General features: G+C 40.8%; 18 protein-coding genes. 10 read left to right on the forward strand and 8 right to left on the reverse strand.

Annotated features, from left to right (window positions below; genetic code table 11):
* Nucleotides 1-193: 193 nt before the first annotated feature.
* Together C9J12_RS10325 and C9J12_RS10330 are read right to left on the reverse strand one after the other, a co-directional pair.
* On the reverse strand, nt 194-1,546 hold the full coding sequence (locus tag C9J12_RS10325; protein WP_107242633.1) for a sigma-54-dependent transcriptional regulator: 1,353 nt from the start codon (nt 1,544-1,546) through the stop codon (nt 194-196).
* Nucleotides 1,543-3,363 (reverse strand): sensor histidine kinase, encoded by a 1,821-nt coding sequence (locus C9J12_RS10330; protein ID WP_227876324.1) that lies wholly within the window; start codon nt 3,361-3,363, stop codon nt 1,543-1,545. Before C9J12_RS10330 ends, C9J12_RS10325 begins: the two co-directional genes overlap by 4 nt.
* 214 nt (nt 3,364-3,577) lie before the next feature.
* On the opposite strand from C9J12_RS10330, the gene pdxH reads away from it, so the two are divergent.
* Nucleotides 3,578-4,213: a pyridoxamine 5'-phosphate oxidase gene (pdxH, locus tag C9J12_RS10335; RefSeq protein WP_107242634.1), complete on the forward strand. Its 636-nt coding sequence runs from the start codon at nt 3,578-3,580 to the stop codon at nt 4,211-4,213.
* Nucleotides 4,214-4,316: 103 nt separating this feature from the next.
* On the opposite strand, the gene C9J12_RS10340 is transcribed toward pdxH, so the two are convergent.
* From C9J12_RS10340 to C9J12_RS10355, 4 genes are all read right to left on the reverse strand, one after another.
* Entirely contained in the window at nt 4,317-4,484 is a 168-nt protein-coding gene (locus C9J12_RS10340; RefSeq protein WP_107242635.1) for an addiction module component, read from the reverse strand.
* Between the two features lie 203 nt (nt 4,485-4,687).
* The gene (locus C9J12_RS10345) at nt 4,688-5,398 is read right to left on the reverse strand and encodes a helix-turn-helix transcriptional regulator (protein WP_107242636.1); all 711 of its coding nucleotides are present in this window, start codon (nt 5,396-5,398) and stop codon (nt 4,688-4,690) included.
* Nucleotides 5,399-5,900: 502 nt separating this feature from the next.
* On the reverse strand, nt 5,901-7,088 hold the full coding sequence (locus C9J12_RS10350) for a putative manganese transporter (RefSeq protein ID WP_107242637.1): 1,188 nt from the start codon (nt 7,086-7,088) through the stop codon (nt 5,901-5,903).
* Between the two features lie 129 nt (nt 7,089-7,217).
* Nucleotides 7,218-8,120, reverse strand: coding sequence for a LysR family transcriptional regulator (locus tag C9J12_RS10355; RefSeq protein WP_107242638.1), 903 nt, complete (start codon nt 8,118-8,120; stop codon nt 7,218-7,220).
* A 130-nt stretch (nt 8,121-8,250) separates the two neighbouring features.
* On the opposite strand from C9J12_RS10355, the gene C9J12_RS10360 reads away from it, so the two are divergent.
* From C9J12_RS10360 to C9J12_RS10370, 3 genes are all read left to right on the forward strand, one after another.
* Nucleotides 8,251-8,664, forward strand: coding sequence for a VOC family protein (locus C9J12_RS10360; RefSeq protein WP_107242639.1), 414 nt, complete (start codon nt 8,251-8,253; stop codon nt 8,662-8,664).
* A gap of 16 nt (nt 8,665-8,680) precedes the next feature.
* Nucleotides 8,681-9,202, forward strand: a complete 522-nt coding sequence (locus C9J12_RS10365; protein WP_107242640.1) for an NADPH-dependent FMN reductase — start codon at nt 8,681-8,683, stop codon at nt 9,200-9,202.
* 167 nt (nt 9,203-9,369) lie between these two features.
* A complete protein-coding gene (locus C9J12_RS10370) occupies nt 9,370-10,794 on the forward strand; it encodes an MATE family efflux transporter (protein ID WP_107242641.1) in 1,425 nt (474 codons plus the stop codon).
* Between the two features lie 33 nt (nt 10,795-10,827).
* Here the strand turns inward: C9J12_RS10370 and C9J12_RS10375 are convergent, their stop codons facing one another.
* The gene (locus tag C9J12_RS10375) at nt 10,828-11,781 is read right to left on the reverse strand and encodes an AEC family transporter (RefSeq protein ID WP_107242642.1); all 954 of its coding nucleotides are present in this window, start codon (nt 11,779-11,781) and stop codon (nt 10,828-10,830) included.
* 927 nt (nt 11,782-12,708) lie between these two features.
* On the opposite strand from C9J12_RS10375, the gene C9J12_RS10380 reads away from it, so the two are divergent.
* The 6 genes from C9J12_RS10380 to C9J12_RS10405 all read left to right on the forward strand — a co-directional run bounded on the left by C9J12_RS10380 (nt 12,709) and on the right by C9J12_RS10405 (nt 20,824).
* Nucleotides 12,709-13,506: an AraC family transcriptional regulator gene (locus C9J12_RS10380; RefSeq protein ID WP_107242643.1), complete on the forward strand. Its 798-nt coding sequence runs from the start codon at nt 12,709-12,711 to the stop codon at nt 13,504-13,506.
* A 421-nt stretch (nt 13,507-13,927) separates the two neighbouring features.
* On the forward strand, nt 13,928-17,053 hold the full coding sequence (gene putA, locus C9J12_RS10385; RefSeq protein ID WP_107242644.1) for a bifunctional proline dehydrogenase/L-glutamate gamma-semialdehyde dehydrogenase PutA: 3,126 nt from the start codon (nt 13,928-13,930) through the stop codon (nt 17,051-17,053).
* Nucleotides 17,054-17,087: 34 nt separating this feature from the next.
* Nucleotides 17,088-17,783 carry an aldehyde dehydrogenase family protein gene (locus tag C9J12_RS10390; protein ID WP_107242645.1) on the forward strand — a complete coding sequence of 232 codons (696 nt, stop codon included), beginning with the start codon at nt 17,088-17,090 and terminating at the stop codon, nt 17,781-17,783.
* A gap of 166 nt (nt 17,784-17,949) precedes the next feature.
* The gene (putP, locus tag C9J12_RS10395) at nt 17,950-19,446 is read left to right on the forward strand and encodes a sodium/proline symporter PutP (RefSeq protein ID WP_107242646.1); all 1,497 of its coding nucleotides are present in this window, start codon (nt 17,950-17,952) and stop codon (nt 19,444-19,446) included.
* Nucleotides 19,447-19,750: 304 nt separating this feature from the next.
* Nucleotides 19,751-20,515: a hypothetical protein gene (locus C9J12_RS10400; protein ID WP_107242647.1), complete on the forward strand. Its 765-nt coding sequence runs from the start codon at nt 19,751-19,753 to the stop codon at nt 20,513-20,515.
* Between the two features lie 102 nt (nt 20,516-20,617).
* On the forward strand, nt 20,618-20,824 hold the full coding sequence (locus tag C9J12_RS10405; RefSeq protein ID WP_006228647.1) for a DUF3283 family protein: 207 nt from the start codon (nt 20,618-20,620) through the stop codon (nt 20,822-20,824).
* Nucleotides 20,825-20,991: 167 nt separating this feature from the next.
* Here the strand turns inward: C9J12_RS10405 and C9J12_RS10410 are convergent, their stop codons facing one another.
* Nucleotides 20,992-21,282 (reverse strand): DUF3303 domain-containing protein, encoded by a 291-nt coding sequence (locus tag C9J12_RS10410; RefSeq protein WP_107242648.1) that lies wholly within the window; start codon nt 21,280-21,282, stop codon nt 20,992-20,994.
* Between the last annotated feature and the right edge of the window lie 45 nt (nt 21,283-21,327).

Here is a 21,327-nt window from a genome sequence, read left to right on the forward strand (position 1 = left end):
AGAGGCAGTTACATGTAAATTATGGGGTTATTTTAGGATTCTAGAGTGAACTGATAGGCTGTTGTTGTTTGAAGTTTCTAGGCTGGAAGTGCTGGGTTTATGAGGACTAATGAGCCATTAAGGATATTGGTAATACTACCGAGCGAACAGTATTACCCATTGCGAGTGAAGTAACGGCTAACGCCAGTATAATTTAATGCGTTACTTTAAAATCGTATTTATCAATACCGTGTTTCTTCATTTTGTCGTATAGCGTTTTTCTTGCTAGGCCGAGTTCTTCTTGCGCCTCTTTCAAACACCCATTATGGCGTTTTAACGCATCGCAAAGTAATGTGAATTCAAACCGGTTCACGCGATCGCTCAGGGTTAAATTAAATTGCTCATCACTTATCTCCCCCTCTTTGCTCAGGCTTACCGTGTCTCCCATTAAAACGAGGCGTTCAGCAAGGTTCCGTAATTCACGCACATTTCCCGGCCAGTCATATTCGAGCAGTTTAGTTTGTTGTTCTGGGCTAATTACTGGGTGCTCAATACCATAGCGTGTTGATGCCGTACGTGTGAAATTTTGAAATAAGATCAATAGGTCATCTTTTCTGTCGCGTAAAGGGGGAAGGTTCACACTCACAACATTTAGGTGATAATAAAGGTCTTGATTGAATTCACCCCGTTCACTCATCACTTTTAAGTCTTTCTTGGTTGCACTAACAAAGCGAATATCAAGATCCATCATTTGATTGATGGCTGAAGGTTCAACATTTCTATTCTCCAAAACGCGTAACAGTTTTTCTTGAAGAGGCGCAGGCATCGATTCAATTTCATTTAAGAAAAGTGTTCCTCCATTCGCATGCGCAAGCTTTCCTGAACGTTTTTTTTGTCCGCTCGAAAATATGCTGGATTCAAAACCAAATAATTCACTTTCGATCATCGTTTGCGGTATGGCGTTACAGTTGATTGTGATAAAAGGTTTATTTTGTCGGGCACTATGATCATGTAGGAAGCGGGCTACAAGCTCTTTTCCAGTTCCATTTTCACCCTGAATGATTACATCGGCAGCGGTATCTTTTATATGACTTAGAATTCGGCGTAATTGTTTTATTTGTGGGTTACTGCCTAGAATTCGGGGCCCAGGACCACTTTGTGCTTCTAATTCACGGCGCAGTTCTCTATTTTCTAAAATAAGCTCGCGCTTATCGCCTGCTCGTTTCACTACGTCGAGTAATGTCTCCGTTGAAAAAGGTTTTTCTAGAAAGTCATATGCGCCGATCCGCATGGCATCTACGGCCATGGTTATATCACCATGGCCAGTTAAAAGAATGATAGATAGTTCCGGATCTATGGCTAAGGCGCGCTTTAAGAAGGTTAAGCCATCAATACCTGGCATATTGATATCTGAAATGATTACGCCTGTATAATGATTATCGATAATATCTAATGCTGGTTTTGCACTTGAAAATAAATTTACATCGTAATCTTCGAGTTCTAATGTTTGCCCTAGTGCATCACGAATTGGCTTCTCATCATCAATGAAAATAACATGTTTGTTCATTGTACATCCTTAGTAATGCAAGGCAGGCTGATGATAAATTCTGCACCACCTTCACTATGATCTTGAATGATCAGGCTTCCAGAAAATGAATCGATGATCCTTTTCGAAATAGTGAGTCCCAAGCCTAATCCATCTTTTTTTGTGGTAAAGAAAGGGGTGAAAATACGTTGTTTCTGAGATTCATCGAGACCCGGACCGTTATCCCAGATACGAATTTCAACACTGTCACCTTGATCAGTTAACTGTATACCGATTTGAGGTGAGTACGTATGTTCTAGTGCTTGAATAGCATTGTGCAATAGGTTGATAAGCACCTGTTCTAATTGAACGGCATCTGCGTTAACTTGTATGTTATCTGGTAGTTCGCCTAAGCGTAAAATCACCCCGCCTTTGATCAGTTTATTGCGTAATAAACTAATAGATGAACGTATTGAGTTAGCAGCAACAGTACAACTATTGGTTTCTATTGATGTTTTTCGCGCAAAAATTTTAAATCGAGCAATGATTTCAGACACCATTATATTAAGCTTAATTATCTTATCGATGTTGTTCGCGACAGAATCATAGCGCTCTTTTATCAAAAGCTTGCGGCTATTTTCCGCATAGGTGCGCATTGCAGCTAATGGCTGATTGATTTCGTGGTTTATACTGGCAGAAAGCTCGCCGAGCATCGCTAATTTTGCGGCTTGTACTAATTCATTTTGAGTTTGTCTTAATTCTGCTTGGCTACGCTCGTATTGTTCAATAGTATCGCGTAGTTGTTGGTTGGTTTCTAATAAGTTATGTGTTCGTTCAATGACTAGCTGTTCTAATTTATCATTGAGTTGTGCTAATTCTTTTTTAGTCAGTATGGTTTGTAACCAAGACATAAGGGCAAAACATAGCAGCATATAAAAAGCAGTAAAGATGACGATAGCTTGCATAACATATAGATAGGCAGTATTGATTGGGCTAAATCCATAAATAATCCAACCCGCTTTATCCATGCTGTGGTGCGCAATAATATAGGCGTCTTCTTTTCCATTATCAGGCGTTTTTATACTGCTTATTTCTTGGCGATCAAAGGTCGCTAAATCTTGGTATTCACTGAGTGCATTGAGCTCTGTTTCACCATACTGGCGTGAAGCAACGACTTGTTTTCGCTGTTGGTCATCTAAAATAGTTAGTGAACGATATAACCAGTTATCTTCAGAGCTATAAAATATGACGCCTTGCTGATCGGCAATAGCATACTCAATTTGATCGTATTGCCAAATATCTTCTATTAAAGACAAATCGACTTTGATCACCAATACGCCAATAATGTTATCTTGCTCATAAACGGGGGCTGAAAAATAATAACCGCGTTTCTGCGAGCTGATGCCTAGAGCAAAATATTGACCAAGATTTCCAGCTATCGCCTCTTTGAAATAAGGTCGGTAGCCGTAGTTTTGAGCAACAAAGCTTTTGTCACTTTGCCAGTTACTGGCCGCAATCGTATTACCATCTTGGTTAATGAGGTAAATGGTATCTGCGTTTATATTATCAGCCCATGTTTGTAATAGACGGCTGGTTGTTTGATATTGCTGCGAAATAGGAATAGCCGATGTTTTATCTGAAATAAGCGGTGCTAATAGTCGTGGGTCGTTAGATAGCACCTCGGGTAATTGGCTATAACGCGATAGCTGGGCATCTAACTTTTCACCAAGTTGGTTTACATCATTGATAATTTTATCGGAAAGGTGTGTTTTTGCTTGCTGATAAGTCACATTGGCTATTAGTCCACTAAGCAGCAGCCCAATAATGATGAGTAAAGTGAGGTATTTTTTCTTTTGCACGTTAGCACCTAGCTTTTATTTAGAATGAAACGCTAACAAATTTTAGGTCTGGAAAACAAGAAGTCGCTTGCAGAGATCTAACATCATAGTATATATCAGGGATAAATTATTGAAGAAAAGAAGCAAAGGTTAGGCTGGTACTTGTTTTTCGTATTAGCAAAGCGCACAATTTCTATCATTGTATATAGGCTTGAGCCAATAAACGGAGATAACAATGGATTTGTCTGATATTCGTCGTGAGTATACGCGAGGTGGACTACGTCGTAATGATTTACCAGATGAACCACTACCTTTATTTGAGAAGTGGTTGCAGCAGGCGATAGATGCCAAAATTGCTGATCCAACGGCGATGACTGTTGCTACTGTCGATGAATCAGGTCAACCTTTTCAACGTATCGTTTTACTGAAACATTTTGATCGTGATGGCTTTATTTTTTATACCAACTTGGGTAGTCGTAAAGCACTTCATTTAAGCCATAATTCAAAGATAAGTCTGCATTTTCCATGGCATGCTATTGAACGCCAAGTTCATATTACAGGCGAGGTCGAAAAACTGTCTTCGTTAGAGGTTATGAAATATTTTACCTCTCGCCCTAAAGAAAGCCAAATAGCGGCTTGGGCAAGTAAGCAAAGTAATCGAATTTCTGCACGACAAGCATTAGAAGGCAAATATTTAGAATTGAAACAAAAATTTGCCCAAGGTGAAGTACCTGTACCTACTTTTTGGGGTGGGTATCGTGTGAAAATTAACTCGATTGAGTTTTGGCAAGGTGGAGAAAACCGTCTGCACGATCGTTTTATATATTCCCATGAATCATCACATTGGAATATTGATCGTCTAGCACCTTAAATGTAACTAAATGTTATAAAATAGAAGTGTAGTGAAATAACTACACTTCTATTTGTTTTATTTGAATATACTGCGCTTTATATTGATCAAAAATATTGTTAACTCAATACTGCTCATTTGAAGTCACGATGCTAACCCCTTCAGGGTGGCGTGTACTTAATGTCTCTTCCGCATTTTTGATCGAATCAATTTCAGAGGTCGCTGAAATGTTAAATTTAAACGGTATATTAAAGTGTGGATGTATTACGTAAGTAATTGTAAATTGTTTCATATTCTTCCCAATGATAATCAATAATCTGATGCACTAATTGTATTGCTTCAGCTTTTATTGCCATATTGTATGGCTGGCTCATGGGACGTATCTTAGCGTTATCTAAGTGAGTTAAATTTGATCTAATAATTGATTATTTAAAGGTATAGCTTCATTCAAGTAAACTTAGATTTATAGATTATGTGAAATATTTCTGTTTTTTATTATTCTTTAAGTATTACAGAGAGTTGGCGTTTTAACATGCTTTCTGGAATATGCGATCCAAAACCTAAATCTAATGCTAAATCGATTAATTCTGCTTTGGAGTTGGCGTTAAATTTTTCACGTAACCGCAGCACATAGTTTTCTACTGTTTTTACTGAGACATTAAGTACCTTTGCAATGTACTGAGGCTTTTTTCCGTAAAGTAATAAAAAAAGTACTTCAGATTCACGAGTATTAATGGCTACTTTTTGATTATGTAAATCTAAGCTAAATGAAGCCTGATCATTTTTACTAATACCTGCGGCTCGGCAAATCCAATGTCCGACTTCTAGAATCGCAGTATCTGTTAGTTCTACACCTGAAAAAATAGTACCAACCGTTTTATTCTCTTCATTCTTCCACGGTGTTTTTGTGAATAAGTGTGCACGCCAACTTCCGTCGGAATAAGGGTGTATATCAAGCACTCGCATGCGCAGACCAGATGTCATTACTTGCAAATCCTGTTCTTGAAATGACGGAGCATATTCAATGGTTGGGCTTGGCATGTCATAATCAGTGCGACCAATACAATCTAAATGATGCTCAACACCAATTATTTTCCCGTATTCTGAATTAGCGTAAACAAAGACAGAATCTTCATCTTTACACCCCCAGCAGCCAGGAAGTTGATTAAAAATATGGAGCAAGGATGGGTCAATGTTGTCTTTCACTGGTTTAGCCTAGCAGTATCAGGATTAAATTGAGAATGAGAGTTAGTCTAATAGATAGCAGAAATGTTACAACCAGAAGCAGAGTGTTTATTAAACAAAATCGTAAATAAAAGTAAAAAAAAGCCGGTCATAAGACCGGCAAAGACAAGAGCTTGACTCCGAAGAGCACAATCCTGTACGACGTGTAGAAGAGGTATCCAATAAAGTTCATATCTAAAATATGAGGGTATATATAAAAGTAAACTCTATTGGCATGTATCCAAAGTTGGATACTGCAGACCGAAAGCAGTGAAGTATGCTCCCTGTCTACGAAAGAAACTATAACCGAGAGAGAACCAACAAAGAAGGGGGGAAATCACCTATTGACACCTCGGCTAATATTTGTTTGTCGTATTTATATCTTAATTTTTGCTATTTTATTGCCTGAATATACGTATTTATTGACGGCTAATTGATTAACTTGCCGTGCAAAATACGTGAAAAATTCATATTTAGTGATTTCTTATTCGAAAAGGTAGTAATAGCCGTAAGCAACAATCACTGCTGGGATCGATGAATATATCGTTGCCATCAGGGCTGCTTTAGGTGCAAGTACAATCGCTGGAAACAAAGCATCACCGTCATTGCTGATTGAATTGCCCAACTGTGCAGACAGTGGCACTGCACCACTGATATAGAGGCTGGTGACTAATATTTGAGGACCACAACCTGGCAGTAAACCAATAACAACACCCATTAGGGGAATGTAAGCAGACCATTCTGTAAATGCTGATGCTAAATTGATTCCGGTCCAATACATCGTTAATTCAAATAATAAGAAAGCACAAATTACCCAGCTTGTTACAAAGTTGGTATCTTGGGCGACTCGTTGAAAAAGGGTATTGGTTTGCTCTTTGGGATCTTCGGATACCGCAGATTCATAATCTGTAATGTCTCGGCTTATCGCCCACAAAATAATAGAAACAATGGCCGCAGCTGCACCAATAATGTTGATCGTACCTGCTTCAAGATGAAAAAAATGATCAATGTTAATTTGGAATGACCCCATAATGGCAATAACCGAGGCTGGTATTAACAGCCACTTCCAAAAGTGACCTTGTAACTTTAGTGGGGGTTGATGTGCTTCCTTTTTATTAGCACAAGATGGGATAGGTGCGTCTTTAATGGCTGGTCGCATGAAATGCTCACCGTGAATAGCATCGACAATCCAACCAGAGAGCAAACCTACAACAAATCCTATGCTGATAACCAATAAGCCAGTTTTAGGTTGGGCTGCAAGCAATAAAAAGGCTGCATCTCCCATGGTTGCGGTGAGTACGGCAACAACGGAACCAAAACTGAGTCGACCTTTTACATATTGCGTAATAACAACAATCGCCCCCCCGCACCCTGGTAAAGCCCCCATAGAGGCAGAAAATAAAACCTGGAAATAAGCACTTCTATTGAGTAACCCAGTCAGCTTATTGGTATTACTTAATCGTGATGAAATCGCATGGTAGATAGCAAGGGTAGCTGCAACATAAGTTGCGACTTGCCAAAAAGCATCAGATAAAACAGAAATAGTGATCTCTCTGGTATTCGTCACCACGAGTAGAGCAAGCAAGACAATAGGAAGGATGAGGCGTTTATTTGTTAAGCGCCATTTTGTATGCTCTTGTAGCTGGCTTGGTTGTTTGATCTGCGATGCCATAAATAGCTCCGAAATGTTCAATCGCGAAAAAGAAAAGTATCGGTATATTTAAATGCAAATGAGAATTATTATCAAGTGTTTGTGGTGTGTTATTTGAGATGGGTTATCTGTTGTAAAGGCTAGGTAACCTTAATCCCCTAAATGTTCCATAATGAAATCTAAAAAACACCGTACTTTAGCAGACATATGCTTACGACTTGGATACACCATAAAAATATCAATCGGCAGGCGAGGAAAGTCAGTGAAAAGAGCAACTAGCTTTCCTTGTTCTACTTCATCGTGTAAGTGAAAATGCGGCAAGATTGTGATCCCTTGGCCTGCCATACACAATGCTAATTCCATGTAGGAATTATTGGTCACCACTTGGCTTTTAATGGGGATATGAATTGTTTGCCCGTCTTGGTCTATTAAATCCCAAGAGTTACCTTGGCGAATATAACTATAACTAATGGTTTTATGTTGTGATAATTCACTTGGGTGCTTGGGGGTACCGTGTTTTTGTAGGTAATCAGGAGAGGCAATAACAACAGCATAAGAACGCCTTATTCGGCGGCTAATCAAACTCGAATCATCAAGCTGCTTTGAGGCACGTATTGCGACATCGTATCCTTCAGCGACAATATCAATTTTTCTATCGTTTAAATCCAATTCTAAAACTATTTCAGGGTATTGCTCGGTAAATTGAGACAGAATTGGACGTAGATTTGATAAACCAAAGCTGACAGGACAACTGACTTTTAAACGCCCTTGCGGTTTTTCTTGTTGGCCTGTAATCGCATTCTCGGCGACTTGTGCATCTTCAATGAGCTGCAGGCATTGCTGAAAGTAGAGCTCACCTTCAGGGGTTAGGCTTAGAGTGCGCGTTGTACGATGAAGTAACCTTATTCCTAAACGGGCTTCTAGTTTATTAATCTCTTTGCTGATGTAAGATGTCGAATGACCACTGTTTAACGCAGCTTGTGTAAAGCTGCCACTGTTCACCACTTCTGTAAAAACCACCATGCCATCAAACAAAGCCGCGTTAAAAGCCATTGAATCTATCTCTTTATTTTTTATTAGAAGTCATATGGAAATAATCATTACACATTTAGGCTATTAATCAACATCTGTGTATAAAGTATAGTTAGTCCATGGAACAAACAGGCATAGAAAGGATCATATGATGAAACAGATTACCCGCATTAATCATATTGGCTTACGTGTTCGTAATTTTGAAATCGCGCGAGATTTCTATGCCAAGTTAGGGTTTGAATATATTACGGGTCCTAGCGGTTCAGAGCCTGTTGCGATTGTTGAACACCCTGCAGGTATCAATATTAACTTTATTCTTAATGTGGATCAGAATGATGATGTTAATCAGCTGATGGATATTGAGACCAAACATACAGGGTATACCCATGTTGCGATAGAAGTCGACAGTATGGTGGATACCTTAGCTGAACTTAGCAAGCTGGATATACCTTTAAGTGGTCAAGCAATGAAGCACCCTACAGGCGTATCTTGTTTTATCCGAGACCCAGATAAAAATGTTATTGAGTTCATTGAATATATCGGACTGAATGCGTTTAAAAAATAAATATAAAGGAATCATCATGAAAGTATTAGCTTTAGCGGCAAGCAGCAGCTCAACATCTATCAACAAACAATTGGCAACTTACGCAGCAAGCTTAGTTGAAAATGCAGAAGTAGAAGTCTTGGATTTAAATGATTTTGACATGCCAATTTTCAGTGAAGATAGAGAAAAAGAACTGGGACAGCCAGAGCCTGCACAACGTTTCTACAAGAAACTAGGCGAAGCTGATGCCATCATTATTTCTTATGCCGAGCACAATGGTTCATATACAGCAGCATTTAAAAATGTGTTTGATTGGACGTCTCGTATCGACATGAAAGTCTACCAAGGTAAGCCTGTTATTATGCTAGCAACATCGCCGGGTCCTGGTGGTGCATCGTCTGTATTGGCGGCGGCGACAGGTTCAGCGCCGTATTTTGCGGCCGACGTGAAAGGCTCTTTATCGATACCTAGTTTTTACGATAACTTCGATATGGCACAAGGCAAGCTAACGAATGCTGAACTGCAAGATAAGCTAGCAACAGTAGTTGCTCAGTTATAGCTGAAGCGGCATGTTTTATTAAAAGCATTTTAGCTGAATAACCGACTGTTTAGTTAACACTGCAAGGGCGTATTTTACGATTCTAGTGCCAACAAAGATCGTATAAATACGCCCTTTTTGTATCTGAAATAGAAAAGCAAGTAATAGAAACATAGAGAGAGGGCACCATGGATACGGGACTTCTAAATAAACCAGTAAAAAAGACATTGATATCAATGGCGGCGCCCGCAGCGTTTGGGATGTTAATGACCTTTCTCTTTCAACTGGTTGATACCTACTTCATTGGTCAGCTTGGCACGAAAGAACTTGCCGCGATTAGCTTTTCTTATCCGATCTATATCTTTATTGTCAGTTTCTTCATGGGAACGGCTGCTGGCGTGTCTTCTGTGGTAGGCAAGGCGTTAGGAGAAGGGGATTCAAGCAAAGCACAATCACTAACAACCCTTTCAATTCTTGTCTTTATGCTTTTCAGTGTATTACTTGCTGTGGTGGGAACCTTCACGATTCAGCCTACTTTTTCATTGCTTGGTGCGACAGCTGAAACCATCGCGATGATTTCAAGCTACATGTTGCCACTGTATATTGGCATGTTTGCATTAGTCGGTACTTTAATTGGCAATGCCGCGCTGATGTCAAAAGGCATCATGATTCAAACAACCGTTATTATGGCGATTGGTGGGATCATCAATGTTATTTTTGATTACTTTTTGATTTTTGGTATTGGATTATTTCCTGCTTTAGGCTTGCAAGGGGCTGCGGTAGCGACACTCATCTCTTGGGTGAGTATTTTTGTGTTAATGCTTTTAGTATTGATTAAAGAAGGTTTGTTTTCTCTATCATCACTGCATTCTTTTTCGCAAGCGAAAGTCTATTTTAAAGAAATTATGCTCATCGCATCCCCCGCGATTGCTGCACAGATTCTAAACCCAATAGCCATTGCGGTGATCACTCGCATGGTCTCTCAATATGGTGATAATGCCATTGCAGCTTATGGGATTGTAACGCGCATTGAATCACTTATCTTAACTGGAATACTGGCGTTGAGTGTTATCGTAACGCCACTTGTTGCCCAGAATTATGGTGCTAAAGCGTACAAGAGATTAGATCAAGTGATTGCGTATTCCGGCAGAATGACGGTCTATTGGGGATTATTCTTTTTTGCCATTATGGTGCTATTTTCTCAGCCTATTATTGGTATTTTTACAGACAGCAAAGAAATTATTGAATATGGGCAACTGTACTTCAATCTTGTGGGTTTATCTTTTCCTGCTTTTGGATTGGCGCTTATCACGACATCATTTTTTAATGGGGTTCAGCAAGCAAACTTGTCGCTACGTTTAACCTTAGTGAAAGCCATCATCTTTACTCTTCCCCTTGCGGTTGTAGGAGCTTGGATAGGGCTCACATTTATTTGGATTGGGATCGCAATAGCGAACGTACTGGCTGCTGTTTATGCGAAAAGATTACTAAATGGGTGGTTGGAAGCAAATCATTCTGAGCTCTTAATGGCTTCTCCTTGCAGTGATTACCTTAACGACATTAAATCATTGTGGTCGAAGCGTCGCTTTAGCCAAAAGTCACAAGCGAAATGATCAAAGAGAATAAGCGTTAATAATCACACTGGTTTATAGGTTGAAACTGTTGAGAATAGTTATTCCTAAGCTGCACGAAAGCAGTGATCCTACCGTTGTAAGGGCAATAATATTGGCGGCTAGCTTAGCGTTTGCCCCCATTGAACGTGCCATTACATAACTTGCTGCTGCAGTTGGTGCGGCACTCATCAAGAAAATAACCCCTAGCTCTAATCCTCTAAAGCCCAATATATAGCCAGCAAGCGAAATTAATCCCGGAGCGATGATCAAGCGCCCGTAGGTTGAATATTTTGCATGAGTAGAATCTTGGCGCAGTTGTTTCAGATCCAAGCTTGCCCCAGTGCACAGTAGCGCCAAGGGCAGTGTCATATCAGCAAAATAGCTCCCTGATTTAAGGAACACCTCTGGAATGTTGATATTTAAATAGGAAAAGGGAACGGCAGCACAAATGCCGATAATTAAAGGATTTTTTACAATAGAACGTAATAAATAGCCAGTATTCAGTGATTGGTTGCCAGGGGAAGATCGCGTTAGCGTTATTACGGCAAGAATATTGTAAAGTACCGTTATTACAGCAACATATAATGAGCCAACCACTAAGCCATTTTCGCCATAGGCATTGGAAACATATGCCAGACCAATTATTCCGGTATTTGCACGAAATGCCCCCTGAACAATTACGCCTCTTTCTGCTTTATCTTTTACTAACCAATGCGCTAAACACTCAAAAATGATGAAAGTAGCGGTGTTTGCCGCTAAAGCAAATAGCAATAGGTTGATATTTCCCACTTGCGCTAAGTCTGCTTTTACCACACTTAAAAATAATAGCGCTGGCAGCGTGACGGTAAAGACGAGTTTCGACCCCGTTTCAATGAACTTTTCTTCAATGATCCCCCAGCGTCTAAGAGCAATACCGAGACCGAGCATGATAAAAATAGGTCCAGTGACAGAAAATGAGTATTGCAGTTGGATCCAGAATTCGTTCATTTCAATATCCTTATTAATCGAACTATTTGTAACACAAAAAGAGCGACGAATGGATATTTCAATCTATAATGTATTGATATTTTGGCTAAGCATTTGTTTTTAAAAGCTTATGTTGGAGTTTGAATTATTGTTGAGTACTCTGTTTGCTTACGGAACAATGATCAAGTAGCGCGAATTAACGGGGGGTGTCATTTCAATTGGAACGATGATCAAGAAGGATCCTATGTTTAGATCGTTAACGATTCGGATCAATGATCAAGGGCAGATCTTATTTTCATCTCAAGTTTAGAGCTCTTCTTTCTTATGCCACTAAAAAGCTGGAACGATGATCAAGTATGTAATCTATTTAAGTTATTGATTTTACTTATCTATGTGAATTTTAGGTACATTTTACGGTATTTTATCGATATGCTTTCGAGTGAGGCATAATGACCAGTGAGCCCTTGTAGCATAAGGGAATAAGCGCGATCGTTGAAATTGAAATCACACTGCCCGTAAAGAATGCTATCTTGATCACTTTTCCGGTGTGTTTACGTGGCGAAAGCACTATACCCAAGCTACCTCAAGATGCTCGTTTCAGCGAGAATTTGTTGGGCTCTAGGTAAGGCACTTATTTATAGACCTAGTGGTTCTACGTTGAAAATAAGTAACACCGCATAGAGCCCAACAAAACTCGCCCTTCGGGAGTGATTCAGCGTATCTACTTCTGTGTCAAATGTGTTGCACTTATTGTATTACTCCAGCGGAATGCCATTCCTACACACATTTTCCTTGAGTTAAATACGCTGATATCACTCTGAATCCTGCATCTTGAGGTCGCTTGGGTATATATTTAGAAGAGAGATTGTTCATTAAGAGAAAAGAAACTAGAGTGTAGGCACGGTTACTGAGACAATGGTTTATTCATTATTGGTTTATTTGTTATAGATGAATACTAAGTTTAGACATTCAGAAATTGTCATACTGCCAGAACAGATGGAACACCATAATCATGGTTATAACCAAGTTGTGATTGGTCTATCTGGACAGACAGAATTTGATATCGAAGGCTATGGTAATCTTGTTTGCCCTGGTCAGGGGTGTTTAGTGACCGCCGATTCTGAACACGCATTCTCTGGTTTAGGTCGAAATGAAATTCTGGTCCTGAATATACCCGTATCTCAACACTCGTTTGAAGAAACCTACGGTTATTTACAACCTTCTTATGCAATGGATCGTGTCGAGCGCTTATTTGATCAGTCGAGCTATTTTCATCTTGATACCCAAGCTCAAAATCTTATTAACGCACTCACCGTTGAAATGACAGCACATCCTGATGATCTGTTATTAAGTAAAGCATGTACCGATACACTGATGTGCGTATTGCAGCGACATTTTAAGCCGTTAGCATCTGATCGCCATAGTGCACGTTTGAATATGGATATTGTCGATCAATATATTATTCAGCATCTAACGCGTAAAATTTCTGTAACACAATTGGCGGGACAGGTTTTTTTAGGTGAAAGCCAATTTCATTTATTGTTCAAGAATCAAACAGGTGTAACACCCCATCAGTATGTTTTAAAAAAGCGTCTCGAAACGGCAAAACAATTGATGGAAGAATCACAGTTAAGTTTAGCTCAGGTGGCACAAAGCTGTGGATTCTCGGGTCAGAGTAGCTTTACCCAAGCGTTTTCACGTTTATACGGCATGCCCCCCGCGCGTTTTAAAAAAAATAACGTATAACATCATCTATTAGATTAATAGTACGGCAGTTTTTATATTTCATTTAATTCAAAAGCTTAGTTAAAAATTTCGCTCTTTTTATTGCTTACATTCAGTATTTATTTAGCTCTTCTCAGTATCTCTTCTTATCTAGCCTCTTTCGTTATCATATTCATACTTACGTAGGAATATTCACTGTTTTTACGTAAATTTTCATGTTCATTTTTTGCAGGTATTTTACTTTAATCTGTATGAAACAAGGTTTTTTGATGATGTTTTGTGTCTAATTTTGTTAAAAAACGGACTTTTTCTAAAAATTAACGGAGAATATGACAAGACTAGAAGAGCCGTGGAAAATAGAATCCCCTCAATAGTAACACTGGTGTAACATTTATCCTGAGGGTATCGATAAACTTCAGGATTCATTATTGAGGGAATGATTATGTTCAATGCGGCAGATGTACTTCAGCCATCCTTTATTGAGCGTCCGTTAAACGAAATCTGGACACTGATTTCGCCGCTCTATTCTGTTGATGAGTCGTTATGGCTAGAGCAGCTATTACCTTTGGCTGAGCCGTCAGATGTAGAACGTAAACACACGACAGACAATGCTGCTGAACTTATTCAGCGCGTACGTGCTGATAAAAATGCGATTCAAATGATTGATGCATTGTTATTGGAGTACAGCCTAGATACCAAAGAAGGTATTTTGCTGATGTGTTTAGCAGAAGCCTTGATGCGTATTCCTGATGCCGCAACGGCTGATGCCCTTATTCGTGACAAGCTAAGTGTTGCTGATTGGAAATCCCACCTTAAAAATTCTGATTCTCTGTTTGTTAATGCCTCTACTTGGGGTCTGATGCTGACGGGGAAAGTGGTCACAATGGATGCCAAAGAAGACGGTAAACCATCTCATGTGATTAATCGCTTAGTTAATAAAATGTCTGAGCCTGTGATTCGTCAAGCGATGAATCAGGCGATGAAGATCATGGGTCACCAGTTTGTACTGGGGCGTACGATTTCAGAAGCAATGAAAAATGGTAAGAGTAACCGTGACAAAGGTTTCACTTATTCATTTGATATGCTGGGCGAAGCGGCATTAACGGCACAAGATGCTCAAAAGTATTTTAAAGATTACATCATGGCGGTTGAATCTGTTGGTCGTGATGGGTATGCAAGCCAAAAAGGCAGCAATCAACAATCGCCGGATCCAACCGTTTCTATCAAGCTATCTGCTTTGCACCCGCGTTACGATGTAGCGAATGAAGCCCGCGTATTAGATGAAATGTATGAATCAGTGCTTACATTACTTTCACGAGCGCGTGAATTGAATGTGGGTATTACGATTGATGCAGAAGAAGCCGATCGTCTTGAGTTGTCATTAAAGTTATTTGCAAAGCTATACCGTTCAGATGCAGTAAAAGGCTGGGGTCGATTTGGTATCGTTGTTCAGTCTTACTCTAAGCGTGCACTACCTGTATTGGCATGGTTAGCGGCCTTAAGCAAAGAGCAAGGCGATGTTATTCCTTTACGCTTGGTGAAAGGCGCCTATTGGGACAGTGAATTAAAGCTTTCTCAGCAAAGCGGTTTTAGTGACTACCCAGTATTTACCCGTAAAGAGTCAACAGATAGCGCATACCTTGCGTGTGCTCGTTTCTTATTGTCTGAACATTTACGTGGTGTGATTTATCCGCAGTTTGCGAGCCATAACGCACATACAATTTCAGCTATTGTAGCGATGACTGATCACCGCGATTTTGAATTCCAACGTCTGCATGGCATGGGTGATGCGCTTTATAATCATGCAATGGACATGTACCAAGCGAATGTACGTATTTATGCGCCTGTTGGCAGCCATAAAGATTTACTTCCTTACCTTGTACGTCGTTTACTTGAGAACGGTGCTAACAGCTCGTTTGTTCATCGTTTGGTTGATGCCGATTGCCCGATTGAATCATTAACAGAGCATCCGGTAGATACCTTGCGCTCTCGCCCTTCGTTAAATAACAGCCTTATTCCACTGCCCCCACAGATTTTTGGTAAGAGCCGCAAAAACTCTGCCAGCATCAATATTGATATTGAATCTGAGTGGACACCGTTCAATGCTGCTATTCAGGCATTTAGTCAGCATCAATGGCAGGCTGGTCCTATCGTAAATGGCGTAACGCTTGATGGCGAACAACACGCCATTACCGCTCCTTATAATCGTGCTGAAAGTGTAGGACAGGTTGCATTTTCCAGTGCAAGCCAAGTTGCTCAAGCAATTGATGTAGCAAGTGAAGCCTATCCAGAATGGTCACAAGTTGCTGCTTCAGAACGTGGTGAGTGCTTACAGCGTTTAGCTGATTTGCTTGAACTTCATACCGGTGAGCTGGTTGCCCTTTGTCATCGAGAAGCGGGTAAAACAATTCAAGATAGCATTGATGAAATTCGTGAGGCCGTGGATTTCTGTCGCTTCTATGGTGAACAGGCATCATCTGAATTAGCCAGTGCAAAATCAATTAAAAGTTTTGATGGTTCAACCAAACAGCTGAGCTATCAAGGCCGTGGTGTATTTGCGTGCATTAGCCCATGGAATTTCCCTCTAGCGATTTTCTTAGGGCAAGTGTCTGCTGCATTGGCTGCAGGTAATACTGTTGTTGCTAAGCCTGCTGAACAAACCTCGTTGATTGCTTACCGTGCGATTGAATTAATGCTAGAAGCGGGTATTCCTGCTGGCGCAATTCAATTATTACCAGGTACGGGTGCTGAAGTGGGCGCAACACTCACAACGGATGTGCGTATTGCTGGCGTGGCGTTTACCGGTTCAACAGAAACAGCCCAACGTATTAACCGTTCTTTAGTCGCACGCGATTGTGAAGCGGTTCCGTTTATTGCTGAAACTGGCGGGCAGAATGCGATGATTGTTGATAGTACCGCGTTGCCAGAGCAAGTGGTGCGTGATGTGGTGCGATCTGCATTTGCGTCTGCTGGGCAGCGTTGTTCTGCGTTACGGGTGTTATTTGTTCAAGCCGATATTGCGGATCGCATAATTACTCTTATCAAAGGTGCGATGGCTGAGCTATCTGTCGGACGCCCTGAGTTACACAGTACTGATGTCGGCCCTGTTATTGATATCGCGGCAAAAGAAAAGCTGTTAACTCACATTGAGGCATTAAAAAGTCAATCGAAACTAGTGGCTCAAGCTCAGCTGAGCGATGAATGTAAGTTGGGTGACTTTGTTGCACCAACAGCATTTGAAATTAGCAGTATTGATATTTTGAAAAATGAAAACTTCGGCCCAATTCTTCACATTGTTCGTTTTAAAGCGAATGAAATCGATCAGGTTGTTGATCAGATTAATCACACAGGGTTTGGTCTAACGCTGGGTGTTCACAGCCGTAACGAGCGTACTTATTGCCGTATCGAGCAACGCGCTCGGGTGGGTAACTGCTACATCAATCGTGATCAAGTCGGTGCTGTGGTGGGTGTTCAGCCGTTTGGCGGACAAGGCCTATCGGGCACAGGTCCAAAAGCGGGTGGCCCACACTACCTATACCGCTTCACGAAAGATGTACTGAGTGCGTAATAGCCGCTGTGTCTGAATTGAGAAGGAAGAAGTTATGACTACAAATATTCAAACCATGGTGGATAGCAGCCTATCAACATGGGAAAGCTGGAATGGTTTAGGTTACAGCGAGCGTACTGCCATTTTAACGCAGTGGGCTAGCCAGCTAGAAGCCAATGCGAAATCGATGGTGGAGTTTCAATGCCGCAATGCGTTAGAGCATGTGGGGGAAACACTATTAATGCCAGGGCCAACAGGTGAAACCAACGAACTGTACAGTGCAGGTCGTGGTGCATTTGTGGTAACGGCTGATATTGATGCACCTGTTACGGCAATTGTCGGGCAAATTACAGCGGTATTAGTGACAGGCAATACCCTGTTTATATGCTTGCCAACTGGCAGTGCGTTATCAGGCAAAGAACTGGTATCACAGCTTGAAAAAGCAGGCTGTCCGCACGGTGTTACCGTCGCGGTAGATTGTGATCAACTCGCTGATTTGGCCAGCCATACTGCAATCGCGGGTGTGGCTTATGCGGGTGAGTTATCAACTTCACAAGCTTTGGCTCGTCAGTTAGCTGCACGTGATGGTTTATTAGCCCAGCTAGTAACAGAAACAGATTGTGAGTTGTTACCTGTTATTGGTAGCCCAACGTACATCTTGCGTTTTGTTACAGAAAGAACACGCACCATTAATATTACCGCTGTAGGAGGTAATGCAACACTGCTTGAACTGGGCAGTGGTGAACATTAATTTTTAGTGGTTGGCTGGCTTATGGTTATTTCCCTCAATTATGTCGTGTGACTGAAGGAAATAGTGATAGGCCGATTAATCAAGTAAACATGCTGAATAGAATATTCAGTAAATAAATAAAATACCCGCAATGAATGGGTATTTAAATAAGTGAGGGAACTCGACAATGATTGAAAACAGCTTTGCTATTACAGGTACGTTTATCGTTTATCTGATAGCTATGATGGCAATTGGTTATATCGCCTATAAACGTACATCTAACTCATCTGATTATTTCTTAGGGGGCCGTTCGTTAGGTCCATGGCCGGCTGCGTTATCGGCTGGTGCTTCTGATATGAGTGGTTGGTTACTACTGGGACTACCGGGTTATGCTTATGCTGCTGGTATCGAATCTCTTTGGTTGGCTGGTGGCTTGCTACTGGGTACATGGCTGAACTGGTTAATTTGTGCGAAGCGTCTTCGTACTTACAGTATTACTGCTGATAACTCACTAACACTTCCTGAGTTTCTAGCGCGCCGTTTTGATGATAAATCTAAACTGATCCAAACTATCTCAGCATTCTTTATTTTGCTGTTTTTCCTTTTCTACACCAGTTCAGGTTTAGTTGCAGGCGGTAAATTATTTGAAACAGTATTCGGTCTTGATTACAGCATTGCGGTTATTGTCGGTACCGTTTGTGTTGTGTCTTACACCTTGTTTGGTGGTTTCTTAGCCGTATCATGGACTGACCTTGTACAAGGTCTATTGATGTCTGCTGCATTGGTTATTGTACCTATTGCGGCCATGAGTGGTGGTGTTGGTGATCTTACTGCAGCACTTGAGCTGAAAAACCCAGAGCTAATGACTCTGTTCAATGATGTGAAAGGCCAACCGTTATCTGCCATTGCTATTATTTCTCTAGCGGCATGGGGTTTAGGTTACTTTGGTCAGCCCCACATTCTTGCCCGTTTTAAAGCAACGCGTAGCAATGCTGATATTACAACAGCACGCCGTATTGCGGTTATCTGGACTGCAATATCAATGGTTGGTGCGGTACTTGTAGGCTTGGTTGGTATTCTTTATGTTGATAACCAATTGGCAGGCGAGCTAGCCGATGGTGAGAAGATCTTCATGTTACTTGTGAACTCAATCTTCCACCCTGTGGTTGCGGGTATTCTATTGGCAGCGATTCTTGCGGCTATCATGAGTACTGCAGATTCACAGTTATTAGTATCGTCTTCTGCATTGGCAGAAGATTTCTATAAGCAAGTATTCCGCCCTGATGCTTCATCAGAAGAAATCGTAATGGTAGGTCGTGTTGCTGTTATCGGGCTTTCTATTGTTGCACTGGTGTTGGCAATGAACCCTGATAGTACGGTACTTGGTTTAGTCTCTTATGCGTGGGCTGGATTTGGTGCTGCATTTGGTCCTGTACTGTTACTTAGTCTTTACTGGAAGCGTATGAACCGTAATGGTGCGCTAGTCGGTATTATTGTCGGTGCATTAACGGTTGTTATCTGGAAGCAGATTACTGGTGGTATCTTCGATATCTATGAAATCGTACCTGGCTTTATTTTAGCGACATTGTCAGTCGTGATTGTGAGCCTGACAACAGGTGAGCCATCAGATAAAATCCAAAAGCAATTCGACCAATATGAGAAGAATCTTGTAGAGTTTGATTAATGCCTAATTAGTTTTAATTGAAAATAAAATGCCAGTCGTATGACTGGCATTTTTTTTGTCTGGTGCATATGTCCTAGTAGAGTGTTCGAACTAAACTAAATGAGATTAGTTTTTAACGTTAGTGATTTTTTCTGACTCTTAATAGCGATGCAGTGGATGATGAAAAGTAAAATGGTATAAAAAATTATCAAGCTAGGAGGTAAGTCAAAGTTAATGATCAAGAAGGTTATTATGATGAAGAGGAACTAAAGTCGATTAGTTTTTGAGTTTTACTTAACTTTTCAGTGTATTAAGAGAGGGTACTATGACAAATTATCAGCACTATTTGGCGACTGTTGAACGCGTGTACCCTGTCGTATTCGCAGAGCTTGCAAGTACATGGTGTGTCGAGTGTTCAGAAGGTAGTGGTAATCAAATTAAGTTGGTTGCGGCTAATGGAACGGTTTATCACCGCCTTGATGTCGCGCCAATCAATGCCCCGGATATGTGGACAGATAAACAACCGATCTCAGATGCATTTATTGAATATATTGCACGTGGATTTGCGCGGGTTACACCATTACGGCAGTCTGTTTATCGCAATAATATGAGCCATTGGTTAGAGCGTGGCTTGCAAGGGTTACAGTCTGTATTTTCAGAACGAGAAGGGTTATTACAGGCGGTTAGTCAAGTTGATTACCCGTATCCAAGTAAAGTGAAATTAGATGGTGATTATTTTCCGTGTTGGGTGCTGGGTGAAAAAGACAACCAGATCATGGTATCGGTTATTGACCGTCGATGCGGCACATTGATGAAGTCGTTGCCTGTTGTGGGTGAACAACTGGTCGATACCGAACACTGGTTCAGCGCGCAGGTAATCGATTCAAGTGAAGAAGCGATCGAGACTGCCCACTATCATATTGCTGATTTAGTTACAGCACCGATAGATCGCACGGAAGATGAGCCAAAGCTTGCCGATGTTATTACCAACCCATGCGCATCAACCATTAGCCCCGTTGTGAGCGTAATGTTGATGATGGCTGTGGTTGTGGCTTTCTTTGTTATTCTTAAAATTGTACTGGGCTTTTAGCGTAGGTAAAGATCTTAGTGGGCTGGGGGAAATGATTCGATTGGTATTACAGCTAAAATCTTATAAGATCGGCTATTAATCGTAATGCTGTAGAGATCAATTATGCAAAACCTATCGCTTCTATCCCAAACAGAGAGAAATCGCATCGAGTTAGATAAGCAGGCAGCTTATACCGTGTGGAAAGTGAAGAATGCCAAAGCGGGTTATGAAGCATTTGCAGAGTTGAGCAATAATATTTCAGACGATGATGACCGTGATTTATTTGAACGTGCAGTCAGTAAATACAAGGTGCAAATGGGTGTGAAATAGCCGTGATTAATTAATGGTAGCTGGGTATATACTATAAATTGTGCCTTTCGTACTTGAACTGTAGAGCGCTCATCAATAACGAAAGGCATCAGTAGTACTTACACTTTGCGGCGCTTAGATAAAGCAAATTTTCACCGTTATCCAGATAAAGGCTATTGAACTGAGCCTTATAACAATAAGCTTTCTCCTAGTTTTTTCGCCGCTGCATCATCCACGACTACTTGCACTGAGATATCCATATCATTATTCCATTTCAGCGCATACGCTGATATAGCTGCAGCGCTATCAGATTCACAGATTGCGACGCCTGTGCCACTGACCAAATCATGCCATCGCCCAATCATCTTAAGCTCATCCCCCATCATTGCTGTGTCTTGCTCGTCGGAAAGTTGAGAAAAGTGTGCCAATATCGGGTGAAGTTTGCCCTGATGGATCTGCCATGTGATTAAAAAAGTCATCGTTAATACCTCATAGAAGCAGAGGTATTAAGTATAGGTTGCTAG

The organism is Photobacterium frigidiphilum (assembly GCF_003025615.1).
In the GTDB taxonomy this organism is placed as follows: Bacteria; Pseudomonadota; Gammaproteobacteria; order Enterobacterales; family Vibrionaceae; genus Photobacterium; species Photobacterium frigidiphilum.

What these genes read in the sequence shown, in the direction of transcription:
- putA (WP_107242644.1), top strand. Translation starts at nt 13,928, where the DNA reads ATGTTCAATGCGGCAGATGTACTTCAGCCATCCTTTATTGAGCGTCCG.
- C9J12_RS10325 (WP_107242633.1), bottom strand. Translation starts at nt 1,546, where the DNA reads ATGAACAAACATGTTATTTTCATTGATGATGAGAAGCCAATTCGTGAT.
- C9J12_RS10340 (WP_107242635.1), bottom strand. Translation starts at nt 4,484, where the DNA reads ATGAAACAATTTACAATTACTTACGTAATACATCCACACTTTAATATA.
- C9J12_RS10405 (WP_006228647.1), top strand. Translation starts at nt 20,618, where the DNA reads ATGCAAAACCTATCGCTTCTATCCCAAACAGAGAGAAATCGCATCGAG.
- pdxH (WP_107242634.1), top strand. Translation starts at nt 3,578, where the DNA reads ATGGATTTGTCTGATATTCGTCGTGAGTATACGCGAGGTGGACTACGT.
- C9J12_RS10380 (WP_107242643.1), top strand. Translation starts at nt 12,709, where the DNA reads ATGAATACTAAGTTTAGACATTCAGAAATTGTCATACTGCCAGAACAG.
- C9J12_RS10400 (WP_107242647.1), top strand. Translation starts at nt 19,751, where the DNA reads ATGACAAATTATCAGCACTATTTGGCGACTGTTGAACGCGTGTACCCT.
- C9J12_RS10350 (WP_107242637.1), bottom strand. Translation starts at nt 7,088, where the DNA reads ATGGCATCGCAGATCAAACAACCAAGCCAGCTACAAGAGCATACAAAA.
- C9J12_RS10375 (WP_107242642.1), bottom strand. Translation starts at nt 11,781, where the DNA reads ATGAACGAATTCTGGATCCAACTGCAATACTCATTTTCTGTCACTGGA.
- C9J12_RS10370 (WP_107242641.1), top strand. Translation starts at nt 9,370, where the DNA reads ATGGATACGGGACTTCTAAATAAACCAGTAAAAAAGACATTGATATCA.
- C9J12_RS10355 (WP_107242638.1), bottom strand. Translation starts at nt 8,120, where the DNA reads ATGGCTTTTAACGCGGCTTTGTTTGATGGCATGGTGGTTTTTACAGAA.
- C9J12_RS10365 (WP_107242640.1), top strand. Translation starts at nt 8,681, where the DNA reads ATGAAAGTATTAGCTTTAGCGGCAAGCAGCAGCTCAACATCTATCAAC.
- C9J12_RS10390 (WP_107242645.1), top strand. Translation starts at nt 17,088, where the DNA reads ATGACTACAAATATTCAAACCATGGTGGATAGCAGCCTATCAACATGG.
- C9J12_RS10410 (WP_107242648.1), bottom strand. Translation starts at nt 21,282, where the DNA reads ATGACTTTTTTAATCACATGGCAGATCCATCAGGGCAAACTTCACCCG.
- putP (WP_107242646.1), top strand. Translation starts at nt 17,950, where the DNA reads ATGATTGAAAACAGCTTTGCTATTACAGGTACGTTTATCGTTTATCTG.
- C9J12_RS10360 (WP_107242639.1), top strand. Translation starts at nt 8,251, where the DNA reads ATGAAACAGATTACCCGCATTAATCATATTGGCTTACGTGTTCGTAAT.